Genomic DNA, 14,191 nt, shown 5'->3' with positions numbered 1-14,191 from the left:
CAGGTTGGAAAAGGACGCCCCATGCCACTGGCACACACACCTAGCGCGACCGCTTCACAGTTGCTGGATCTGTACCTGTCGCTGCAGGGGTTCGCCCTGGTCGGCCCCGACGATCTGCAGGAACTGGGCGTCGAACCGGAACAGTTGAAGAACGTGGACATGCGCGTGCCGGTGCCCTGGGCCTTGCACCTCTGGCAGCGAGCGGCCAGCCGTGGCGCGCGAGCGGAGATCGGCCTGCTGGTTGGCCAACAGCGCCATTTGCACACCCGCGGGCCCGTCGCCCAACTGGCCGCGCAGAGCGCCACGCTGGGCGAGTCGATAGAACTGTTTCTGCGCTATATCCCGGTCATGAGCGAGTGCGAGCACCTGCGCGTCGAGCCATTGGCCGGGCGGGTGCGTATCCACTTCCTGTTCACCGCGCCGCTGCTCGGCCACGCCGTAGCCTGCGAGCACAGCATCAGTTCGGCGCTGTGCTGGGCGCGCCAACTCACAGGGGTGCGACTGGTGCCGCAGGCCGTGGGCTTTCGCCATGAACCACTGGCGGCACCGGCGATCTATCGACAGGTGTTCGGGGTGCAGCCACGCTTCGTCGAGACGTTCGATTACCTGGATCTGCTGGAGACTGATCTGCTGCTACCGATACCGGGGGCCAATGCCTATCTCAAGGGGCTGATGCAGCAACGGGTAAGCGCCATGCAGGCACAGTTGCCGACGCAGCACAGCACCCGTCTGCAGGTGTTGCAACTGATCGAGCAGAGCCTGCTCAGCGGCGAACTGTCGGCGCAGAGCGTGGCGCGGCAGCTGGGTATCAGCCGGCAAACCCTGCATCGCCACCTGCGCGAGGAAGGCTGCTGCTTCTCCGAACTACTGGCCCAGGTACGCCGCGAGCAGGCGCTGCAACGTCTGCAACAGCCAGGCTGCCGGGTCGAGGCCCTCAGCCGCGAACTGGGCTTCAGCGAACCGAGTGCCTTCTACAAGGCCTTCAAGGGCTGGTTCGGCCTGTCGCCCAAGGCCTACCAACAGCACGCCGGCAGCGAGTCGACAGATTTAACTAAGCCAGGCAGACCGGGCATACTGGCGCACCTGTAAACCTGTCGGCCGCCCGTTTCCATGCGTATTCACGTCACCTTTATCGACCGCGTTGGCATCACCCAGGAAGTCCTGGCCCTGCTCGGTGGGCGCAATCTCAACCTGGATGCGGTGGAGATGGTGCCGCCCAACGTGTATATCGACGCGCCGACCCTCAGCCCCGCGGTGCTCGACGAGCTGCGCGAGGCGCTGTTCAAGGTGCGTGGGGTACAGGCGGTGACCATCGTCGACATCCTTCCCGGCCAGCGCCGCCATCTGCAGCTCGACGCCCTGCTCGCCGCCATGACCGACCCGGTGCTGGCGGTCGATAGCCAGGGCCGCGTGCTGTTGGCCAACCCGGCACTGATCGAGCTGTGCGGTCAACAGCCCGACGGCCTGGGCATCGGCGAGCTGTTCGCCGACCAGCAGTTGCAGGCGGAGCTGCTCGACCAGGGCTTTCGTCTGCCGATGCGCGAGGTCACCCTCAAGGGCCAGGCCCTGCTGCTGGACGCCGCGCCGATCAGCGAGACCAGCGACACCGGCGAGCTGCACCTGGCCGGCGCACTGCTGACCCTGTACGAGCCGAGCCGCATCGGCGCGCGCCTGGCCGCCCTGCACCATGATCATGCCGAGGGTTTCGACTCGCTGCTCGGCGATTCCGCGCCTATTCGCAACCTGAAAACCCGCGCCCAGCGCGTCGCCACCCTGGAGGCACCGCTGCTGATCCAGGGTGAAACCGGCACCGGCAAGGAGCTGGTGGCGCGCGCCTGTCACGCCATCAGCACGCGGCGCACCGCGCCGTTTCTGGCGCTGAACTGCGCGGCATTGCCGGAGAACCTCGCCGAAAGCGAGCTGTTCGGTTACGCCCCCGGGGCCTTTACCGGGGCCCAGCGCGGCGGCAAGCCGGGGCTGCTGGAGCTGGCCAACCAGGGCACGGTGTTTCTCGATGAAATCGGCGAGATGTCGCCTTACCTGCAGGCCAAGCTGCTGCGTTTTTTAAGCGATGGCAGCTTCCGCCGGGTCGGAGGGCAGAGCGAGGTCAAGGTCAATGTGCGCATCCTCAGCGCCACCCACCGCGACCTGGAAAAGATGGTCAACGAAGGTGCCTTCCGCGAGGACCTGTTCTATCGCCTCAACGTGCTCAAGCTGGAAGTACCGCCGCTGCGCGAGCGTGGCCAGGATATCCTGCTGCTGGCGCGGCACTTTATGCAGCAGGCCTGCGCGCAGATCCAGCGCCTGCCCTGCCGGCTGACGCCAGACACCTACCCGGCGCTGCTGGGCAATCGCTGGCCGGGCAATGTGCGTCAGCTGCAGAACGTGATCTTCCGCGCGGCGGCCATCTGCGAAAGCAACCTGGTGCAGATCGATGATCTGGATATCGCCGGCACCGCAGTGGCCGCGCAGCAGGTGGATGGCGAAGTCAGCAGCCTGGAGGCCGCGGTGGCCGAGTTCGAGAAAGCCCTGCTGGAAAAACTCTACCCCAGCCACCCCTCGACCCGGCAGCTGGCGACCCGCCTGCACACCTCGCACAGCGCCATCGCCATGCGCCTGCGCAAATACGGGATTCCGGGCAAAGACTGAACCCGGGCGCGACTCGAGTGTTCGCGGGCATGGGACTGGGCGTCCCCCCGCGCCTACAGGACGGGGCCAGCCAGGGTTGTCAGAAGCTCCCATGGCGGCCTTTGCCGTCCTTGAAGCGCTGCGCCCCCGCCTGGGTTTCGCCACTGGCGACCACCGCCATACCACCACGGAATTCGTTGGCAATGGCCTCAACGAACGGCAGAGCCCACTGCGCATAGGCGCTGGCGCGGTCGGCGAGCATGCAGCGCTGCGGGAAGCCGGCGAGCTCCAGCGCAAGCTGCTGCGCCGCTGCCAGCGCAGTACCAGTAGGCACCACCCGATTGACCAGGCCCATGCCCAGCGCCTCCTCAGCCAATACCGCACGACCGGTGAGGATCAGATCCAGCGCACGGCCCTGACCGATAATGCGTGGCAGACGTACGCTGCCGCCGTCGATCAGCGGCACGCCAAAGCGTCGGCAAAATACCCCGAGCACGGCGTTATCCGCCATCACCCGCAGGTCGGCGAGCAGAGCCAGCTCCAGGCCACCGGCCACCGCATGGCCCTCGATGGCGGCGATCAGCGGTTTGCTCAGCTGCATGCGACTCGGCCCCATAGGCCCGTCACCCTCTACCTGCAGACAATTGGCGCGCTCAGCGCCATCGGCCACCGCGCCCAGATCAGCGCCGGCGCAGAAGGTCCCACCGGCCCCAGCCAATACCGCCACCCGCGCCTGCTTATCCGCCTCGAAGGCACGCAAGGCGGCAGCCAGCGCCTCGGCCGTCGGCCGGTCGACGGCGTTGCGCACCTGGGCGCGGTCGATGATCAGGGTGGTAACCGGGCCGTTGTGTTCGATGATCACGCTCATGACAAGCTCTCCGTAGGGTGCGCCGCGCGCACCAGGACGCGAAATTCGGTGCGCGCGGCGCACCCTACAAAAGCCAAAGGCCGGCATTTAGCCGGCCTTCACCTTAAAACCTTTGCGATAGAGAAATCAGCCTGCTGACCGATCTCCCCAGCAGAGTGGCGCAATCAGAGGGCGTATTTCTGCAAGTTCGCCATCATCTCCTTTAGCGCCTCGAGGTTGTCGGCCGGGTGGGCCGCGCCTTCGAAGTCGCAGATCTGCGCGAAGTTGGCCGCCACATCTTCCGGGCTGTAGCCCACGCGCGGGTCGAAACCGGCACCCAGGCTGCGCTCCCAGCGCACCTTGCCCATCCAGCCGCCGCCGACTTCGAACAGACCGGAGGTTTCTTCGCAGGCGTTGCTCGCCAGGTACACCACCAGCGGGCTAACCAGCTCGGGCTTGAGCTGCTCGAACACCTGCGGCGGGATCAGCCCTTCGGTCATGCGCGTGCCACCGGTGGGGGCAATGGCGTTGACCAGGATATTGTTCTTGCGCCCTTCGATGGCCAGGGTGCGGGTCAGGCCGTACAGGCCGAGCTTGGCCATGCCGTAGTTGGACTGGCCGAAATTGCCGTAGATGCCCGAGGTGGACGCGGTGAAGATGATGCGGCCATAACCCTGCTCGCGCATATGCGGCCAGGCGGCGCGGGTCACCTTGTAGGCCCCCTCGACGTGAACCTTGTAGACCAGGTCCCAGTCGGCGTCTTCCATCTTGTGGAAGGTCTTGTCGCGCAGGATGCCGGCGTTGTTCACCACCACGTCGATGCGCCCGAAGGTATCCAGGGCGCACTGCACGATCTTCTCGCCGTCGGTCACCGAGTCATGGTTGGCCACCGCAGTGCCGCCAGCGGCGCGGATTTCCTCGACCACCTTGTCCGCCGCCGAAGCATTGGCCCCTTCGCCGTGGGTGCTGCCGCCCAGATCGTTGACCACCACCTTGGCCCCGTGTTTGGCGAACAGCAGCGCATGGGCGCGACCCAGCCCACCGCCGGCCCCGGTGACGATTACAACCTGATCTTGAAAACGGATGGCGTCGCTCATGCAGCATTCCTCGGCAGATTAACAATGCCCCGAGTGTCCAGCAGTCGCGCTCTGGTCACAATAGGTACGCGCCGCGCTGAATGGTGCGCAATAAAGCAGCGGGATAGTCAGGCCGGCCTAATCAGGCTGAGGTGGTTATACAAATGCAGCACATGGGCCTTGGCATAGTCAGCGTGATCTAACGCGCCATAGGCAAAGTGCGGCTGTAGCTCGCCCTGATAGGCGGCGAAATCGGCAAAGGCCTGCTGCAAACGCTGCAGGGCCTGGGCCTGAGTGGCCGGCATGTTCAGCGCGGCGGCAGCGGGGATGGCCTCATCCAATGGGTGGCGCATGGCCCCACGGGCAGCAAATACGCTGAACGCCAACGGGCCGACGCTGCTGCGAAACCAGCCGGGCTTGAGCTCGGGATAACCGCTGATGGAGTATTCGATGCTCTGCGCGCAGTGGTTGAACACTTCGGCCGGGCTCCAGCCCTTGAGGCTGAGCAACGGCTGATCGACCAAACCGGCTAGCAGCTGCCGAGCCGCGTCGAGGCTTACGGCGGCTGGTGCTTCAGCGCTGGGCAATGCCCAGAAGCCCGCGCCCAGAACCGCCACACTGCCGAGGGCGGCACCTTTCAGGACTGTACGTCGTCGCATCCTTTAGCCTCCAGCCGTTGACGGAATTGCAGGTAATGCGCCAGCACCTGATCCGGCGCTTCGGTCTGCGGATAATGGCCAATGCCCTCCAGCAGCACGGTGTCCGGCTTGGCAATCAGCTCGCGATAACGCGCCACCATATGCGCCCCGGAGATCGGGTCGACAGCGCCATCGATTACCCGCATCGGTACCGCAGTGGCCTGCATCGCCGCCACCCAGCGCTCACGCTGCGCGCGGCGCTCGGGCATATAGCGGATCAGCCGGTGCATCACGCCGGGGCCGTTATTGGCAGCAATCAGGCTCCAGAAATCATTCAGCTCGCTAACGCTGGGCTGGGTTTGCGGACCGAACACCTTGGCAAAGCTGGCGGCCAGTTTCTGGCGGTTGAACAGCCGACCGATCAGTGGGCCGATGGGACTGAGCAGCAGCTTCTGCACCAGCACCGGACGATGGGTTTCTGGAAACAGCCCGCCATTGAGAAACACACAGCTGGCCAGCGTGATACGCCCTTGCTGATGCCGGGCCAGCAGTTCCTGGGCCACGCTGTCGCCATAGTCGTGGGCCAGGACATGCACCGGCTCACCAATACCCAGGTGCGCCAGCAGCGCCTGCTGCAGATCGGCCTGTTCCAGCAGGCTGTAGGCATGACCGCGCGGCTTGGCCGAGTCGCCGAAGCCGAGCATGTCGCAGGCAACCACCCGGTATTGCTCGGCCAACGCTGCCCACAGGTAATGCCAGTCCCAGCTGGCCGTGGGGAAACCGTGGATCAGCAGCAGGGGCTCGCCCTGCCCGGCCGTCCAGTAGCGGATGCCATGGCCGTTAAAGCGCAAATCCTGCCCCGCGCTGCGCCAATCCGCCAGGGCGATCCCTGGCAGCGCACTCATGCGGCGTAACCCGGCATCTGCTGATCCAGCTTGCGCAGCAACGCCGGCCAGGGCAGCGCGCCGCCCATGCCCTGCGGGCTTTTCATCACCCCGGCGACCATGGCCTTGGCACCGTCGAGGACCTGCTGCGGGATATGGATCAGCTCGGTGCCACCGCTTTGCGCCATGACCTGGATCTCGCAGGCGCGCTGCAGAATGAACATCATCAGGAAGGCGTCGGCGATACTGCCGGCGGCGGTGAGCAGGCCGTGATTGGGCAGGATCATAAAGTTCTTGTCGCCCAGATCGGCCTGCAGGCGGGCCTTCTCGTCATGGTTGAGAGCCACGCCTTCGTAACCGTGGTAGGCCAGGCTGGCGAGGACGAACAGCGACTGCTGCGACAACGGCAGCAGGCCCTGCTTCTGCGCGGACACGGCAATCCCCGCCGGGGTGTGGATATGCAGCACGCAGGCCACATCGTGGCGCACCTCGTGTACCGCGCTGTGGATGGTGTAGCCGGCCGGGTTGATGTCGAACGGACTGTCCATCAGCTTGTTGCCGGCCAGGTCGATCTTTACCAGGCTGGAGGCGGTGATCTCGTGGAACATCAGGCCATAGGGGTTGATCAGGAAATCTTCGCTGCCGGGAATCTTCGCCGAGATATGGGTGAAGATCAGGTCATCCCAGCCATACAGGGCGATCAGGCGGTAACAGGCGGCCAGGTCGACGCGGGCCTGCCATTCGGCGGCAGACACCTGATCCTTGAGGCTGACAACAGGCAGTGCGTGGGCAGCGGTCATGATTTACACCTCGGCTTTTTGTTATTGACGTGCCAAGGAGTCTAGCGAGGGCGGCGGCAAAGGTGAGTCGCCCTGGCGGCCAGCATGCTGACCTTGCGGGTCAAACCAGCTCGGGGTATTGCAGCGCGTAGGGCGGCCCGGGACGCCGGCCGCTCGTCGCGCAGCGACAACCCGCCAGCTTTTGCGCCGCAGCGATCACCTCTGGTGCACTGTCTGCGACAAGTGCCCCTACGGCGCGCAGGTTGCCCTAGATCAGCGCCAGCGCGCGCGGGTGCATCAACCTTGCAGCGCCACAGTAAAGTCCGCCAGCCAGGGCTCGGCGTCGCTTTCCGGGGTGACGCTTTCGCTGCTGTCCAGACGCAGCATTGGCTGCACTTCACGGATGCCCAGCTCGGCATACAGCTCGCGCACCAGCTCGCCACCGCCACAGAAGGTATCGCCATAGCTGGAATCGCCCAGAGCAATCACCCCGCCCGGCAGGCCGCTCCAGGCCGGTAGATGGTCACGGATGGCGTAGTACAACGGCTGCAGATTATCCGGCAACTCACCCATGCCGGTGGTCGAGGTCACGGCCAGAAAAGCCTCGGGGGCAAAGGCCTGAATCTCTGCCAGGCTGGCGCGCGGGTTGTGCCAGGCCTCATGACCTGCGGCGTTGAGCAGGCGCTCGGCGTGGCGGGCGACTTCCTCGGCGGTGCCGTACACCGAACCGGAAAGGATGGCGATCTTCATGCAAAACTCCGAAACAGTCAGAACCAAATCGATAAGCCCGGCATTATGCCGCAAGTAGACAGCCCGCCCGGATGTTTTAGAATGCAGCGGACATAGACTGGGAAATCGCCTCATGATCAACGCCAAACTGCTGCAACTGGTGATCAACGCCTCCAACGATGGCATCGTGGTGGCCGAACAGGAAGGCGACGACAACATCCTGATCTATGCCAACCCCGCCTTCGAAAAGCTCACCGGCTACGCCAGCGAAGACATCCTCTATCAGGATTGCCGCTTCCTCCAGGCCGACGACCGCGACCAGCCGGGCCTGGCCGCCATCCGCGAAGCGGTGAAGAACCATCGCCCATGTCGGCAGATCATCCGCAACTACCGCAAGGACGGCAGCCCGTTCTGGAACGAGCTGTCGATCACCCCGGTGGTCAATGAAGCCGACCAGCTGACCTACTACATCGGCATCCAGAAGAACGTCACCGAGCAGGTCGAGGCCCAGGAGCGGGTCAAGCAACTGGAGGCCGAACTGGCCACCCTCAAGGCCGAGCTGGCGCGCTTACAGACGGTCGCTGCCAAGCAGTAACAAAAGGCCAATCTTGCGGTCACACGTGTAATAGCTATTACGCGTAGAACTCGATCATGCAAGAGCGCCCACTTCTCACTGCGGCTGAACTGGCCTTTATCCGCCAACTGCAGGATTCGACAGCGGACGCCGAAAAAACGGACCAAGCGGCTCTGCGGGTCGATGCGAGCGAGCAGATCGGCGAACTGCTTTCTCAGTGTGCAGCCAACGAACAGTTGAGCATTCATGCGCATATCGCCAACCAGCACCTGACCTTCGACCTGCATCTGAGCCGCGATGCGCAGAATGAACCGTGCCTGCAATTGGGTACCCCGCAGATTTTTGACGAAGGCGCGATCAACCGTGCCTGGCGCTCGCCACTACCGCAGCCCCTGCTCCTGCAACGCCCCGACTCCCGCCCCTGCGACCTGTGGGTTCACCAACTGTCGATGAATGGTGCGCTGATCGAACAGCGCGCGCGGCGCAAGCCCCCCGCGCATTTCCGCCTGATGCTGCCACTCGATGAACAACCGGCCATCACCCTTGAGGGCGAGCTTGTGCGTAAAACCGACGAAGGCCTGTTCGCCTACCAGGTGCATACCCTCGACCCGGACAGCGACGAGCATTTGCGCCTGTTTCTCTATCAGCAACACCGCCGGTACGAACAACAGCTGCAGCGCTAGGCAGCGGCTTCAGCCGAGAAACTCGCGGACAAACCCGCGCCCTGAATAGCCCCATCAGCCAATAACCTGTCTTAAGGCAATGTCCCAGTGCTGCGTTGCACTCGGACACCGCTACTCGAATGAGGGAGAAGGCAGGTGAGCGGAGCGCGTAGGAGCGGGCCATGCCCGCGATGACTTCACCGAGCATGCCCTGTTCGCGGCCATCATAGGAGTGGGCGTCCCCGCCGCGCTTACGAAGCCGCCAGTTGTGCAGGCCTGAATCGCGCAGCCCCTCTCCCCGTAGGGGCGAGGGCCTAATCGGCCTAAGCCGGACAATTGCGCACAGATAGTGGGTACATCCCCCCAAAAAAACCGCTCACTTGTCAGGTCAGCGGTATGACCGCCAAGGGCGGGACCGAAATGCAGGAATGATTCCTGCGGCAGGGATAAAAAAATCCGCTAGCCGAAAATGGGCACATCAGCTGGCTACCGGATTGCGCAGTCTTTCTAGGCCGCAAATGCTTCTTCGCAAACAGCTCGTCGATTTCGCCGTGGCGGCACCCCCACCGCCAGGCCAGGCTGGCCCGGGCCACGTAATCGCGCACCGCACAGCAGCGCCTAGCGGCAACCCGACTTGTCGTCAGGGCCGTTCAGCGGAGCCAGCACGTTCTCCGCCAGCCTGACGGCGTCTTCCAGAATGGTGCCACCGAGGTCGTCTCCGAACTCGCGCTGACCAGGCAGCGACTTCAAGGTGGCATAAACGTCGAGCACCTCGTCAAAAACACAACGCCTATCACGAAGGGATGCGCGGTATTGAGTCATGTTGCCGAGCCATCAATCTGTACAAGCGGACACAGATTATACAAAAACTAATAATGTACAGCACCTGTATAGCAAGCAACACCAGATAGCAAGCAGTTTTCTGTACAAGCAGTACAACTATCCGGAACCGGCGACAACTGGCAGACACGCAAAAGCGCGATCGCCATGGCGGCGGCCGCAACTGTTCAGGCGTGCTTGATAAGAGGAATCAGGTATCCAGGTGCCCAGCCAGAAACTGCTGCAGGCGGCGCTGCATCAGTCGCCCCTCGTTGCCCAGACAGGCAATCGGTGAGCCGCTGAGGCTTTCCTCGGCCAGGTCGGCACCGTCACCGGCCATCACCAGCGGGCAATCCAGCGCCAGGGACAGGCGCGCCAACATGCGTGGCAGATCATCGCTGGGCGGCTGATTGGAGAACAGCACCAGCGCCTGGGGCTGCATCTTCTCGCAGATCAGGGTCAGCTCTTCCAGCGGCTGCCCCAGCCCCAGCACGCTGACCGCGACCTCGGAACTGCTCAGCAGCAGCCCGGCGACCAGCAGCTCCAGTTCGCGGCAGTGCCCCGGCAAGGCCGCCAGCAACACCCGCTCCTCGACCTGGACGCGCATCATCTGCAGGCGCAGCAAGGTGCGCGCACGCAGAAAGGTGTCGAGAAACAGCCACTCGCTGGTCTGGCCGAACTCGTCCTGACGCAGCAACAGCTCCTGCCACAGCGGCATCAGGATGTCCTGAAACACCACCGGCAGCGGGTAGCTGGAGAACACCTGGCCATACAGACGATCCAGTCGCCCCTCATCGAAGGCCGCGACGGCACGGCGCAACTGCGCCTGCCACTCGGCCCATTCGCTGGCGCTGACTTCTTCATAAACCGGGGCACTGGCCGCCTTGATCGAGCTGCTTTTGGCGAGAATCTTGCCAACCTTGCTGACCGACACACCGCGCTCGATCCACGCCAGAATGCTGCGTACCGACTCGATATCCACCTGGGAATAGAGGCGATGGCCACTCTCGGTGCGGGTCGGCTGGATCAGCCCGTAACGCCGCTCCCAGGCGCGCAGGGTGACCGGATTGACCCCGGTCAAGCGCGCCACCTCGCGAATGGGGAACAACTCTTCCTGCTTGAGGGCATTCGAAACGAGGGACGAAGCACCGGCGTGATCGGACATGGGAGGCGGCATCACAGCAAAAATGTTACGCGCATTGTAACTCAGCTCCTTAGCGCATACTTTGTACAACACCTATACAAAGAGTTAGACCATGAACAACCCACCACAATGGCCCCTGACCCTCTACTACGATGGCAGCTGTCCACTGTGCGCCAGGGAAGTACGCATGCTGCGCCAGCGTGCCAGCAGACAGCGCCTGAGACTGGTGGATATCAGCCAGCCCGACTTCCAGGCCACTGCCCTCGGCCTGACCCAGAAAACCCTGCAAGACCGACTGCACGCGCACTTCGCCGATGGCCAGTGGCTGACCGGGCTGGACGCTACCCTGTGGAGCTGGCGCGCCGCCGGCATGGCTGCCTGGGTCGCGCCTCTGGCCTGGCGGCCCGTGCGTCCTCTATTCGAGCTGGGCTATCGCCTGTTCTGCCGGTTGCGCCCCCACCTCGACTGGCTGCCCCACCCGGATGCCGGCCAGCGCTGCCGGGAGAAGGCGTGCTCGAGCCGCGAGCGACGCTAAGCCTGTGACGGCCCGACCTGGCGACAGACCAGCGCCAGCCGCAGCTGCCAAGCCCCATAGCGCACCCCTCATACCTGTACAAGATCGCCATACTTGTACACGATAGAAACAATTATTTCAGCGCCTTCTCCTCGATGAAATCCCTTGCAGCTCAATAAAATAGGCAAAACCTCACCATCACACCCAGTACCCACACAGTGCAGATGGTTGTACAAAGCGCATTGCTGGTATAACTTTACCCCTGGTTCAGTCGAGGCCGCGCCCTACTGGTCAGGTATCCCGGCGCAGCGTCGCTGAACCCACCCCTTATCCTTCTACAGAGTCGAGCATGAGCGCAGCCCCCATCCTGATTACCGGAGCCAGCCAGCGTATCGGCCTGTACTGCGCCGAACGCCTGCTGGATGACGGCCATGCGCTTATCGTCACCTATCGCAGTGAGCGCGAAGGCATCGAACAGCTCAGGCAGCGCGGCGCGCTGACACTGCAGGCCGACTTCGCCAGCGAGGCCGGCATCCTCGGTTTTATCGCCACCCTGAAAAGCCACACCGACAGCCTGCGCGCCATCGTGCACAACGCCTCCGACTGGCTGGACGAAAAACCGGGCCAGGAAGCGGCCGCCTTTCAGCAGCTGTTTGCCGTGCATATGCTCGCGCCGTACCTGATCAACCTGCACTGCGAAGACCTGCTGCGCCGTTCGACACCCGCCGATATCGTGCATGTCGGCGACGACGTAACGCGCAGGGGCAGCGCCAAGCGCCCGGCCTACTGCGCCAGCAAGGCCGGGCTGGACAGCCTGACCCTGTCGTTTGCCGCACGCTTCGCGCCACAGATCAAGGTCAACGGCATCGCCCCGGCGCTGATCCTGTTCAACCCGGACGACGATGACGAATACCGACGCAAAACCCTGAACAAATCGGCACTGGGCATAGAACCCGGGCCGCAGGTGATCTACCAGAGCCTGCGCTACCTGCTCGACAACCCTTACGTCACCGGCACCACTCTTACCGTAAACGGCGGCCGCCACCTCAAGTGAGGTGCGCCGCGAGGACCTGCAATGAATTCTCAGATGCTTGACCACTACCGCGAGATCCTCGTGGGCGTCGGTGAAAACCCCGAGCGCGAAGGCCTGCTGGACACCCCCAAGCGCGCCGCCAAGGCCATGCAATACCTGTGCAACGGTTACCACAAGAGCCTGGAAGAAATCGTCAACGGCGCGCTGTTCGAGTCGGATAACGACGAGATGGTGATCGTCCGCGATATCGAGCTTTATTCATTGTGCGAGCATCACATCCTGCCGTTTATCGGCAAGGCCCATGTGGCCTATATCCCCACCGGCAAGGTGCTCGGTCTGTCGAAGGTGGCGCGCATCGTCGACATGTATGCGCGCCGCCTGCAGATCCAGGAAAACCTCACCAAGCAGATCGCCGATGCCATCCAGCAGGTCACCAATGCCGCCGGGGTGGCCGTGGTGATCGAGGCCAAGCATATGTGCATGATGATGCGCGGGGTGGAGAAGCAGAACTCGGTGATGACTTCATCGGTGATGCTTGGAGCCTTCCGCGAATCCTGCAACACTCGCCATGAATTCCTGCAACTGATCGGACGGAGCAAGTAATGCCGCGACTGGAACCTGGGATGGCGCGTATCCGCGTCAAGGACCTGCGCCTGCGCACCTATATCGGCATCAAGGAAGAGGAGATCAACAACAAGCAGGACGTATTGATCAACCTGACCATCCTCTACCCGGCGGTGGAGGCGGTACAGGGCAACGACATCGACCATGCCCTCAACTACCGCACCATCACCAAGGCGGTGATCCGCCACGTCGAAGAAAACCGCTTCGCCCTGCTGGAGCGCATGACCCAGGAGATTCTCGACCTGGTGATGGCCAATCCGGACGTGCGCTACGCCGAAGTGGAAGTGGACAAACTGCACGCCCTGCGCTTTGCCGAATCGGTCTCCATTACCCTCGCCGGCCACCGCTAGGAAGCACTTGCAGAACCCCGGCGCTGCCAGTGCCGGGCGACCCGGTCATCGCCGCCGCCGGGGAAGTAATTGACAGCACGCCCCATGCTCTTATCATCGCCGGCAACCTCTCCCCTGCCCGTCCCATGAGAGCACTGCCATGACCGAACAAGAACGTCTCGAACTCGAAGCCGCCGCCTTCCGCAGCCTGGTGCAACACCTGCGCTCTCGCCCCGATGTGCAGAACATCGACCTGATGAACCTGGCCGGCTTCTGCCGCAACTGCCTGTCCAAGTGGTTCAAGGCCGCCGCCGACGATATCGGCGTGCAGATCACCCCCGACGAGGCCCGCGAAGAAATCTACGGCATGCCCTATGCCGAGTGGAAAAACAAATACCAGAAGGAGGCCAGCGGCGAGCAGCAGGCCGCCTTCGCCAAAGGAAAAAAGTAATGAGTGCCTTGAACGATTTTCGCGCCAAGCTGCGCAGCGAACACGTCACCTTCGCCGAGACCCTGGCGTTTATCGCCGCGCACCATGACTACCAGCCCAGCGCCTTCAGCAATGGTCAGGTCGCCAACGCCGCCGGGCAGAACGAGGGCTCGTGCAAGACCCTGGGCCTGGCCCTGCTCGAAGACCTGAGCCTGGAAGAGACCCTGCTGTGCTTCGGCGAACACTACCGCAGCGTGCTGGCTACCCCGGACGGCAACGACCACGGCAATATCCGCGCCCTGATGGACACCGGCCTGGCCGGCGTGCGCTTCGAACAGCCTTCGCTGCAACGCAAGGCGCTGTAAGCCGGCCCGGACGGACTCGTCGAGACAGCGCGCAAAAACTTGCGCAACTGTCGGCAAAGGCTGACAGACAGCCGACTTGCGAGGCATTACCCTGGCGGCCATCAACGATCGGGCCA

General features: G+C 63.5%; 18 protein-coding genes. 10 read left to right on the top strand and 8 right to left on the bottom strand.

Features of this window, described 5'->3' with window-relative positions:
* Positions 1-21: 21 nt before the first annotated feature.
* Both AACY13_RS05650 and AACY13_RS05645 read left to right on the top strand, forming a co-directional pair.
* The gene (locus AACY13_RS05650) at positions 22-1,089 is read left to right on the top strand and encodes an AraC family transcriptional regulator (protein ID WP_339459904.1); all 1,068 of its coding nucleotides are present in this window, start codon (positions 22-24) and stop codon (positions 1,087-1,089) included.
* A gap of 21 nt (positions 1,090-1,110) precedes the next feature.
* A complete protein-coding gene (locus tag AACY13_RS05645) occupies positions 1,111-2,649 on the top strand; it encodes a sigma-54-dependent transcriptional regulator (RefSeq protein ID WP_339459903.1) in 1,539 nt (512 codons plus the stop codon).
* 79 nt (positions 2,650-2,728) lie between these two features.
* Here AACY13_RS05645 and AACY13_RS05640 read toward each other — a convergent pair whose 3' ends face one another.
* From AACY13_RS05640 to AACY13_RS05615, 6 genes are all read right to left on the bottom strand, one after another.
* The gene (locus tag AACY13_RS05640) at positions 2,729-3,496 is read right to left on the bottom strand and encodes a crotonase/enoyl-CoA hydratase family protein (RefSeq protein WP_339459902.1); all 768 of its coding nucleotides are present in this window, start codon (positions 3,494-3,496) and stop codon (positions 2,729-2,731) included.
* A 164-nt stretch (positions 3,497-3,660) separates the two neighbouring features.
* The gene (locus AACY13_RS05635; protein ID WP_339459900.1) at positions 3,661-4,572 is read right to left on the bottom strand and encodes an SDR family oxidoreductase; all 912 of its coding nucleotides are present in this window, start codon (positions 4,570-4,572) and stop codon (positions 3,661-3,663) included.
* Positions 4,573-4,679: 107 nt separating this feature from the next.
* Entirely contained in the window at positions 4,680-5,210 is a 531-nt protein-coding gene (locus AACY13_RS05630; RefSeq protein WP_339459898.1) for a DUF1569 domain-containing protein, read from the bottom strand.
* Positions 5,189-6,094: an alpha/beta fold hydrolase gene (locus AACY13_RS05625; RefSeq protein ID WP_339459896.1), complete on the bottom strand. Its 906-nt coding sequence runs from the start codon at positions 6,092-6,094 to the stop codon at positions 5,189-5,191. The genes AACY13_RS05630 and AACY13_RS05625 overlap by 22 nt, the downstream gene beginning before the upstream one ends.
* The gene (locus AACY13_RS05620) at positions 6,091-6,873 is read right to left on the bottom strand and encodes a class II aldolase/adducin family protein (RefSeq protein ID WP_339459895.1); all 783 of its coding nucleotides are present in this window, start codon (positions 6,871-6,873) and stop codon (positions 6,091-6,093) included. The genes AACY13_RS05625 and AACY13_RS05620 overlap by 4 nt, the downstream gene beginning before the upstream one ends.
* A 276-nt stretch (positions 6,874-7,149) precedes the next feature.
* Positions 7,150-7,602 (bottom strand): flavodoxin, encoded by a 453-nt coding sequence (locus AACY13_RS05615; protein ID WP_339459893.1) that lies wholly within the window; start codon positions 7,600-7,602, stop codon positions 7,150-7,152.
* A gap of 112 nt (positions 7,603-7,714) precedes the next feature.
* Between AACY13_RS05615 and AACY13_RS05610 the strand changes: the two genes are divergently transcribed.
* Positions 7,715-8,176, top strand: a complete 462-nt coding sequence (locus AACY13_RS05610) for a PAS domain-containing protein (RefSeq protein ID WP_339459891.1) — start codon at positions 7,715-7,717, stop codon at positions 8,174-8,176.
* Between the two features lie 56 nt (positions 8,177-8,232).
* The gene (locus AACY13_RS05605) at positions 8,233-8,838 is read left to right on the top strand and encodes a PilZ domain-containing protein (protein ID WP_339459889.1); all 606 of its coding nucleotides are present in this window, start codon (positions 8,233-8,235) and stop codon (positions 8,836-8,838) included.
* A 597-nt stretch (positions 8,839-9,435) separates the two neighbouring features.
* Here AACY13_RS05605 and AACY13_RS05600 read toward each other — a convergent pair.
* The gene (locus tag AACY13_RS05600) at positions 9,436-9,639 is read right to left on the bottom strand and encodes a hypothetical protein (RefSeq protein WP_339459888.1); all 204 of its coding nucleotides are present in this window, start codon (positions 9,637-9,639) and stop codon (positions 9,436-9,438) included.
* A gap of 208 nt (positions 9,640-9,847) precedes the next feature.
* Positions 9,848-10,801, bottom strand: coding sequence for a MerR family transcriptional regulator (locus AACY13_RS05595; RefSeq protein WP_339459887.1), 954 nt, complete (start codon positions 10,799-10,801; stop codon positions 9,848-9,850).
* A gap of 91 nt (positions 10,802-10,892) precedes the next feature.
* Between AACY13_RS05595 and AACY13_RS05590 the strand changes: the two genes are divergently transcribed.
* From AACY13_RS05590 to AACY13_RS05565, 6 genes are all read left to right on the top strand, one after another.
* Complete coding sequence (locus AACY13_RS05590) at positions 10,893-11,315, top strand: thiol-disulfide oxidoreductase DCC family protein (protein ID WP_339459885.1); 423 nt, start codon at positions 10,893-10,895, stop codon at positions 11,313-11,315.
* A 328-nt stretch (positions 11,316-11,643) separates the two neighbouring features.
* On the top strand, positions 11,644-12,348 hold the full coding sequence (folM, locus tag AACY13_RS05585; protein WP_339459883.1) for a dihydromonapterin reductase: 705 nt from the start codon (positions 11,644-11,646) through the stop codon (positions 12,346-12,348).
* A 21-nt stretch (positions 12,349-12,369) separates the two neighbouring features.
* Positions 12,370-12,930, top strand: coding sequence for a GTP cyclohydrolase I FolE (gene folE / locus AACY13_RS05580; RefSeq protein ID WP_339459881.1), 561 nt, complete (start codon positions 12,370-12,372; stop codon positions 12,928-12,930).
* A complete protein-coding gene (gene folX, locus AACY13_RS05575; protein WP_339459880.1) occupies positions 12,930-13,301 on the top strand; it encodes a dihydroneopterin triphosphate 2'-epimerase in 372 nt (123 codons plus the stop codon). The genes folE and folX overlap by 1 nt, the downstream gene beginning before the upstream one ends.
* Positions 13,302-13,440: 139 nt before the next feature.
* Positions 13,441-13,731: a DUF1244 domain-containing protein gene (locus tag AACY13_RS05570; RefSeq protein WP_339459878.1), complete on the top strand. Its 291-nt coding sequence runs from the start codon at positions 13,441-13,443 to the stop codon at positions 13,729-13,731.
* Entirely contained in the window at positions 13,731-14,075 is a 345-nt protein-coding gene (locus AACY13_RS05565; protein WP_339459877.1) for a HopJ type III effector protein, read from the top strand. Before AACY13_RS05570 ends, AACY13_RS05565 begins: the two co-directional genes overlap by 1 nt.
* Positions 14,076-14,191 lie beyond the last annotated feature (116 nt).

It is taken from the genome of Pseudomonas sp. EA_105y_Pfl2_R69 (assembly GCF_963970915.1).
Lineage (GTDB): Bacteria > Pseudomonadota > Gammaproteobacteria > Pseudomonadales > Pseudomonadaceae > Aquipseudomonas.
This window is presented reverse-complemented; position numbering and strand designations above follow the sequence as displayed.

Coding starts and splice junctions, on each gene's coding strand:
- AACY13_RS05625 (WP_339459896.1), bottom strand. CDS start 6,094: ATGAGTGCGCTGCCAGGGATCGCCCTGGCGGATTGGCGCAGCGCGGGG.
- folE (WP_339459881.1), top strand. CDS start 12,370: ATGAATTCTCAGATGCTTGACCACTACCGCGAGATCCTCGTGGGCGTC.
- AACY13_RS05590 (WP_339459885.1), top strand. CDS start 10,893: ATGAACAACCCACCACAATGGCCCCTGACCCTCTACTACGATGGCAGC.
- AACY13_RS05605 (WP_339459889.1), top strand. CDS start 8,233: ATGCAAGAGCGCCCACTTCTCACTGCGGCTGAACTGGCCTTTATCCGC.
- folX (WP_339459880.1), top strand. CDS start 12,930: ATGCCGCGACTGGAACCTGGGATGGCGCGTATCCGCGTCAAGGACCTG.
- AACY13_RS05615 (WP_339459893.1), bottom strand. CDS start 7,602: ATGAAGATCGCCATCCTTTCCGGTTCGGTGTACGGCACCGCCGAGGAA.
- AACY13_RS05650 (WP_339459904.1), top strand. CDS start 22: ATGCCACTGGCACACACACCTAGCGCGACCGCTTCACAGTTGCTGGAT.
- AACY13_RS05610 (WP_339459891.1), top strand. CDS start 7,715: ATGATCAACGCCAAACTGCTGCAACTGGTGATCAACGCCTCCAACGAT.
- AACY13_RS05600 (WP_339459888.1), bottom strand. CDS start 9,639: ATGACTCAATACCGCGCATCCCTTCGTGATAGGCGTTGTGTTTTTGAC.
- AACY13_RS05570 (WP_339459878.1), top strand. CDS start 13,441: ATGACCGAACAAGAACGTCTCGAACTCGAAGCCGCCGCCTTCCGCAGC.
- AACY13_RS05565 (WP_339459877.1), top strand. CDS start 13,731: ATGAGTGCCTTGAACGATTTTCGCGCCAAGCTGCGCAGCGAACACGTC.
- AACY13_RS05620 (WP_339459895.1), bottom strand. CDS start 6,873: ATGACCGCTGCCCACGCACTGCCTGTTGTCAGCCTCAAGGATCAGGTG.
- folM (WP_339459883.1), top strand. CDS start 11,644: ATGAGCGCAGCCCCCATCCTGATTACCGGAGCCAGCCAGCGTATCGGC.
- AACY13_RS05630 (WP_339459898.1), bottom strand. CDS start 5,210: ATGCGACGACGTACAGTCCTGAAAGGTGCCGCCCTCGGCAGTGTGGCG.
- AACY13_RS05645 (WP_339459903.1), top strand. CDS start 1,111: ATGCGTATTCACGTCACCTTTATCGACCGCGTTGGCATCACCCAGGAA.
- AACY13_RS05595 (WP_339459887.1), bottom strand. CDS start 10,801: ATGTCCGATCACGCCGGTGCTTCGTCCCTCGTTTCGAATGCCCTCAAG.
- AACY13_RS05640 (WP_339459902.1), bottom strand. CDS start 3,496: ATGAGCGTGATCATCGAACACAACGGCCCGGTTACCACCCTGATCATC.
- AACY13_RS05635 (WP_339459900.1), bottom strand. CDS start 4,572: ATGAGCGACGCCATCCGTTTTCAAGATCAGGTTGTAATCGTCACCGGG.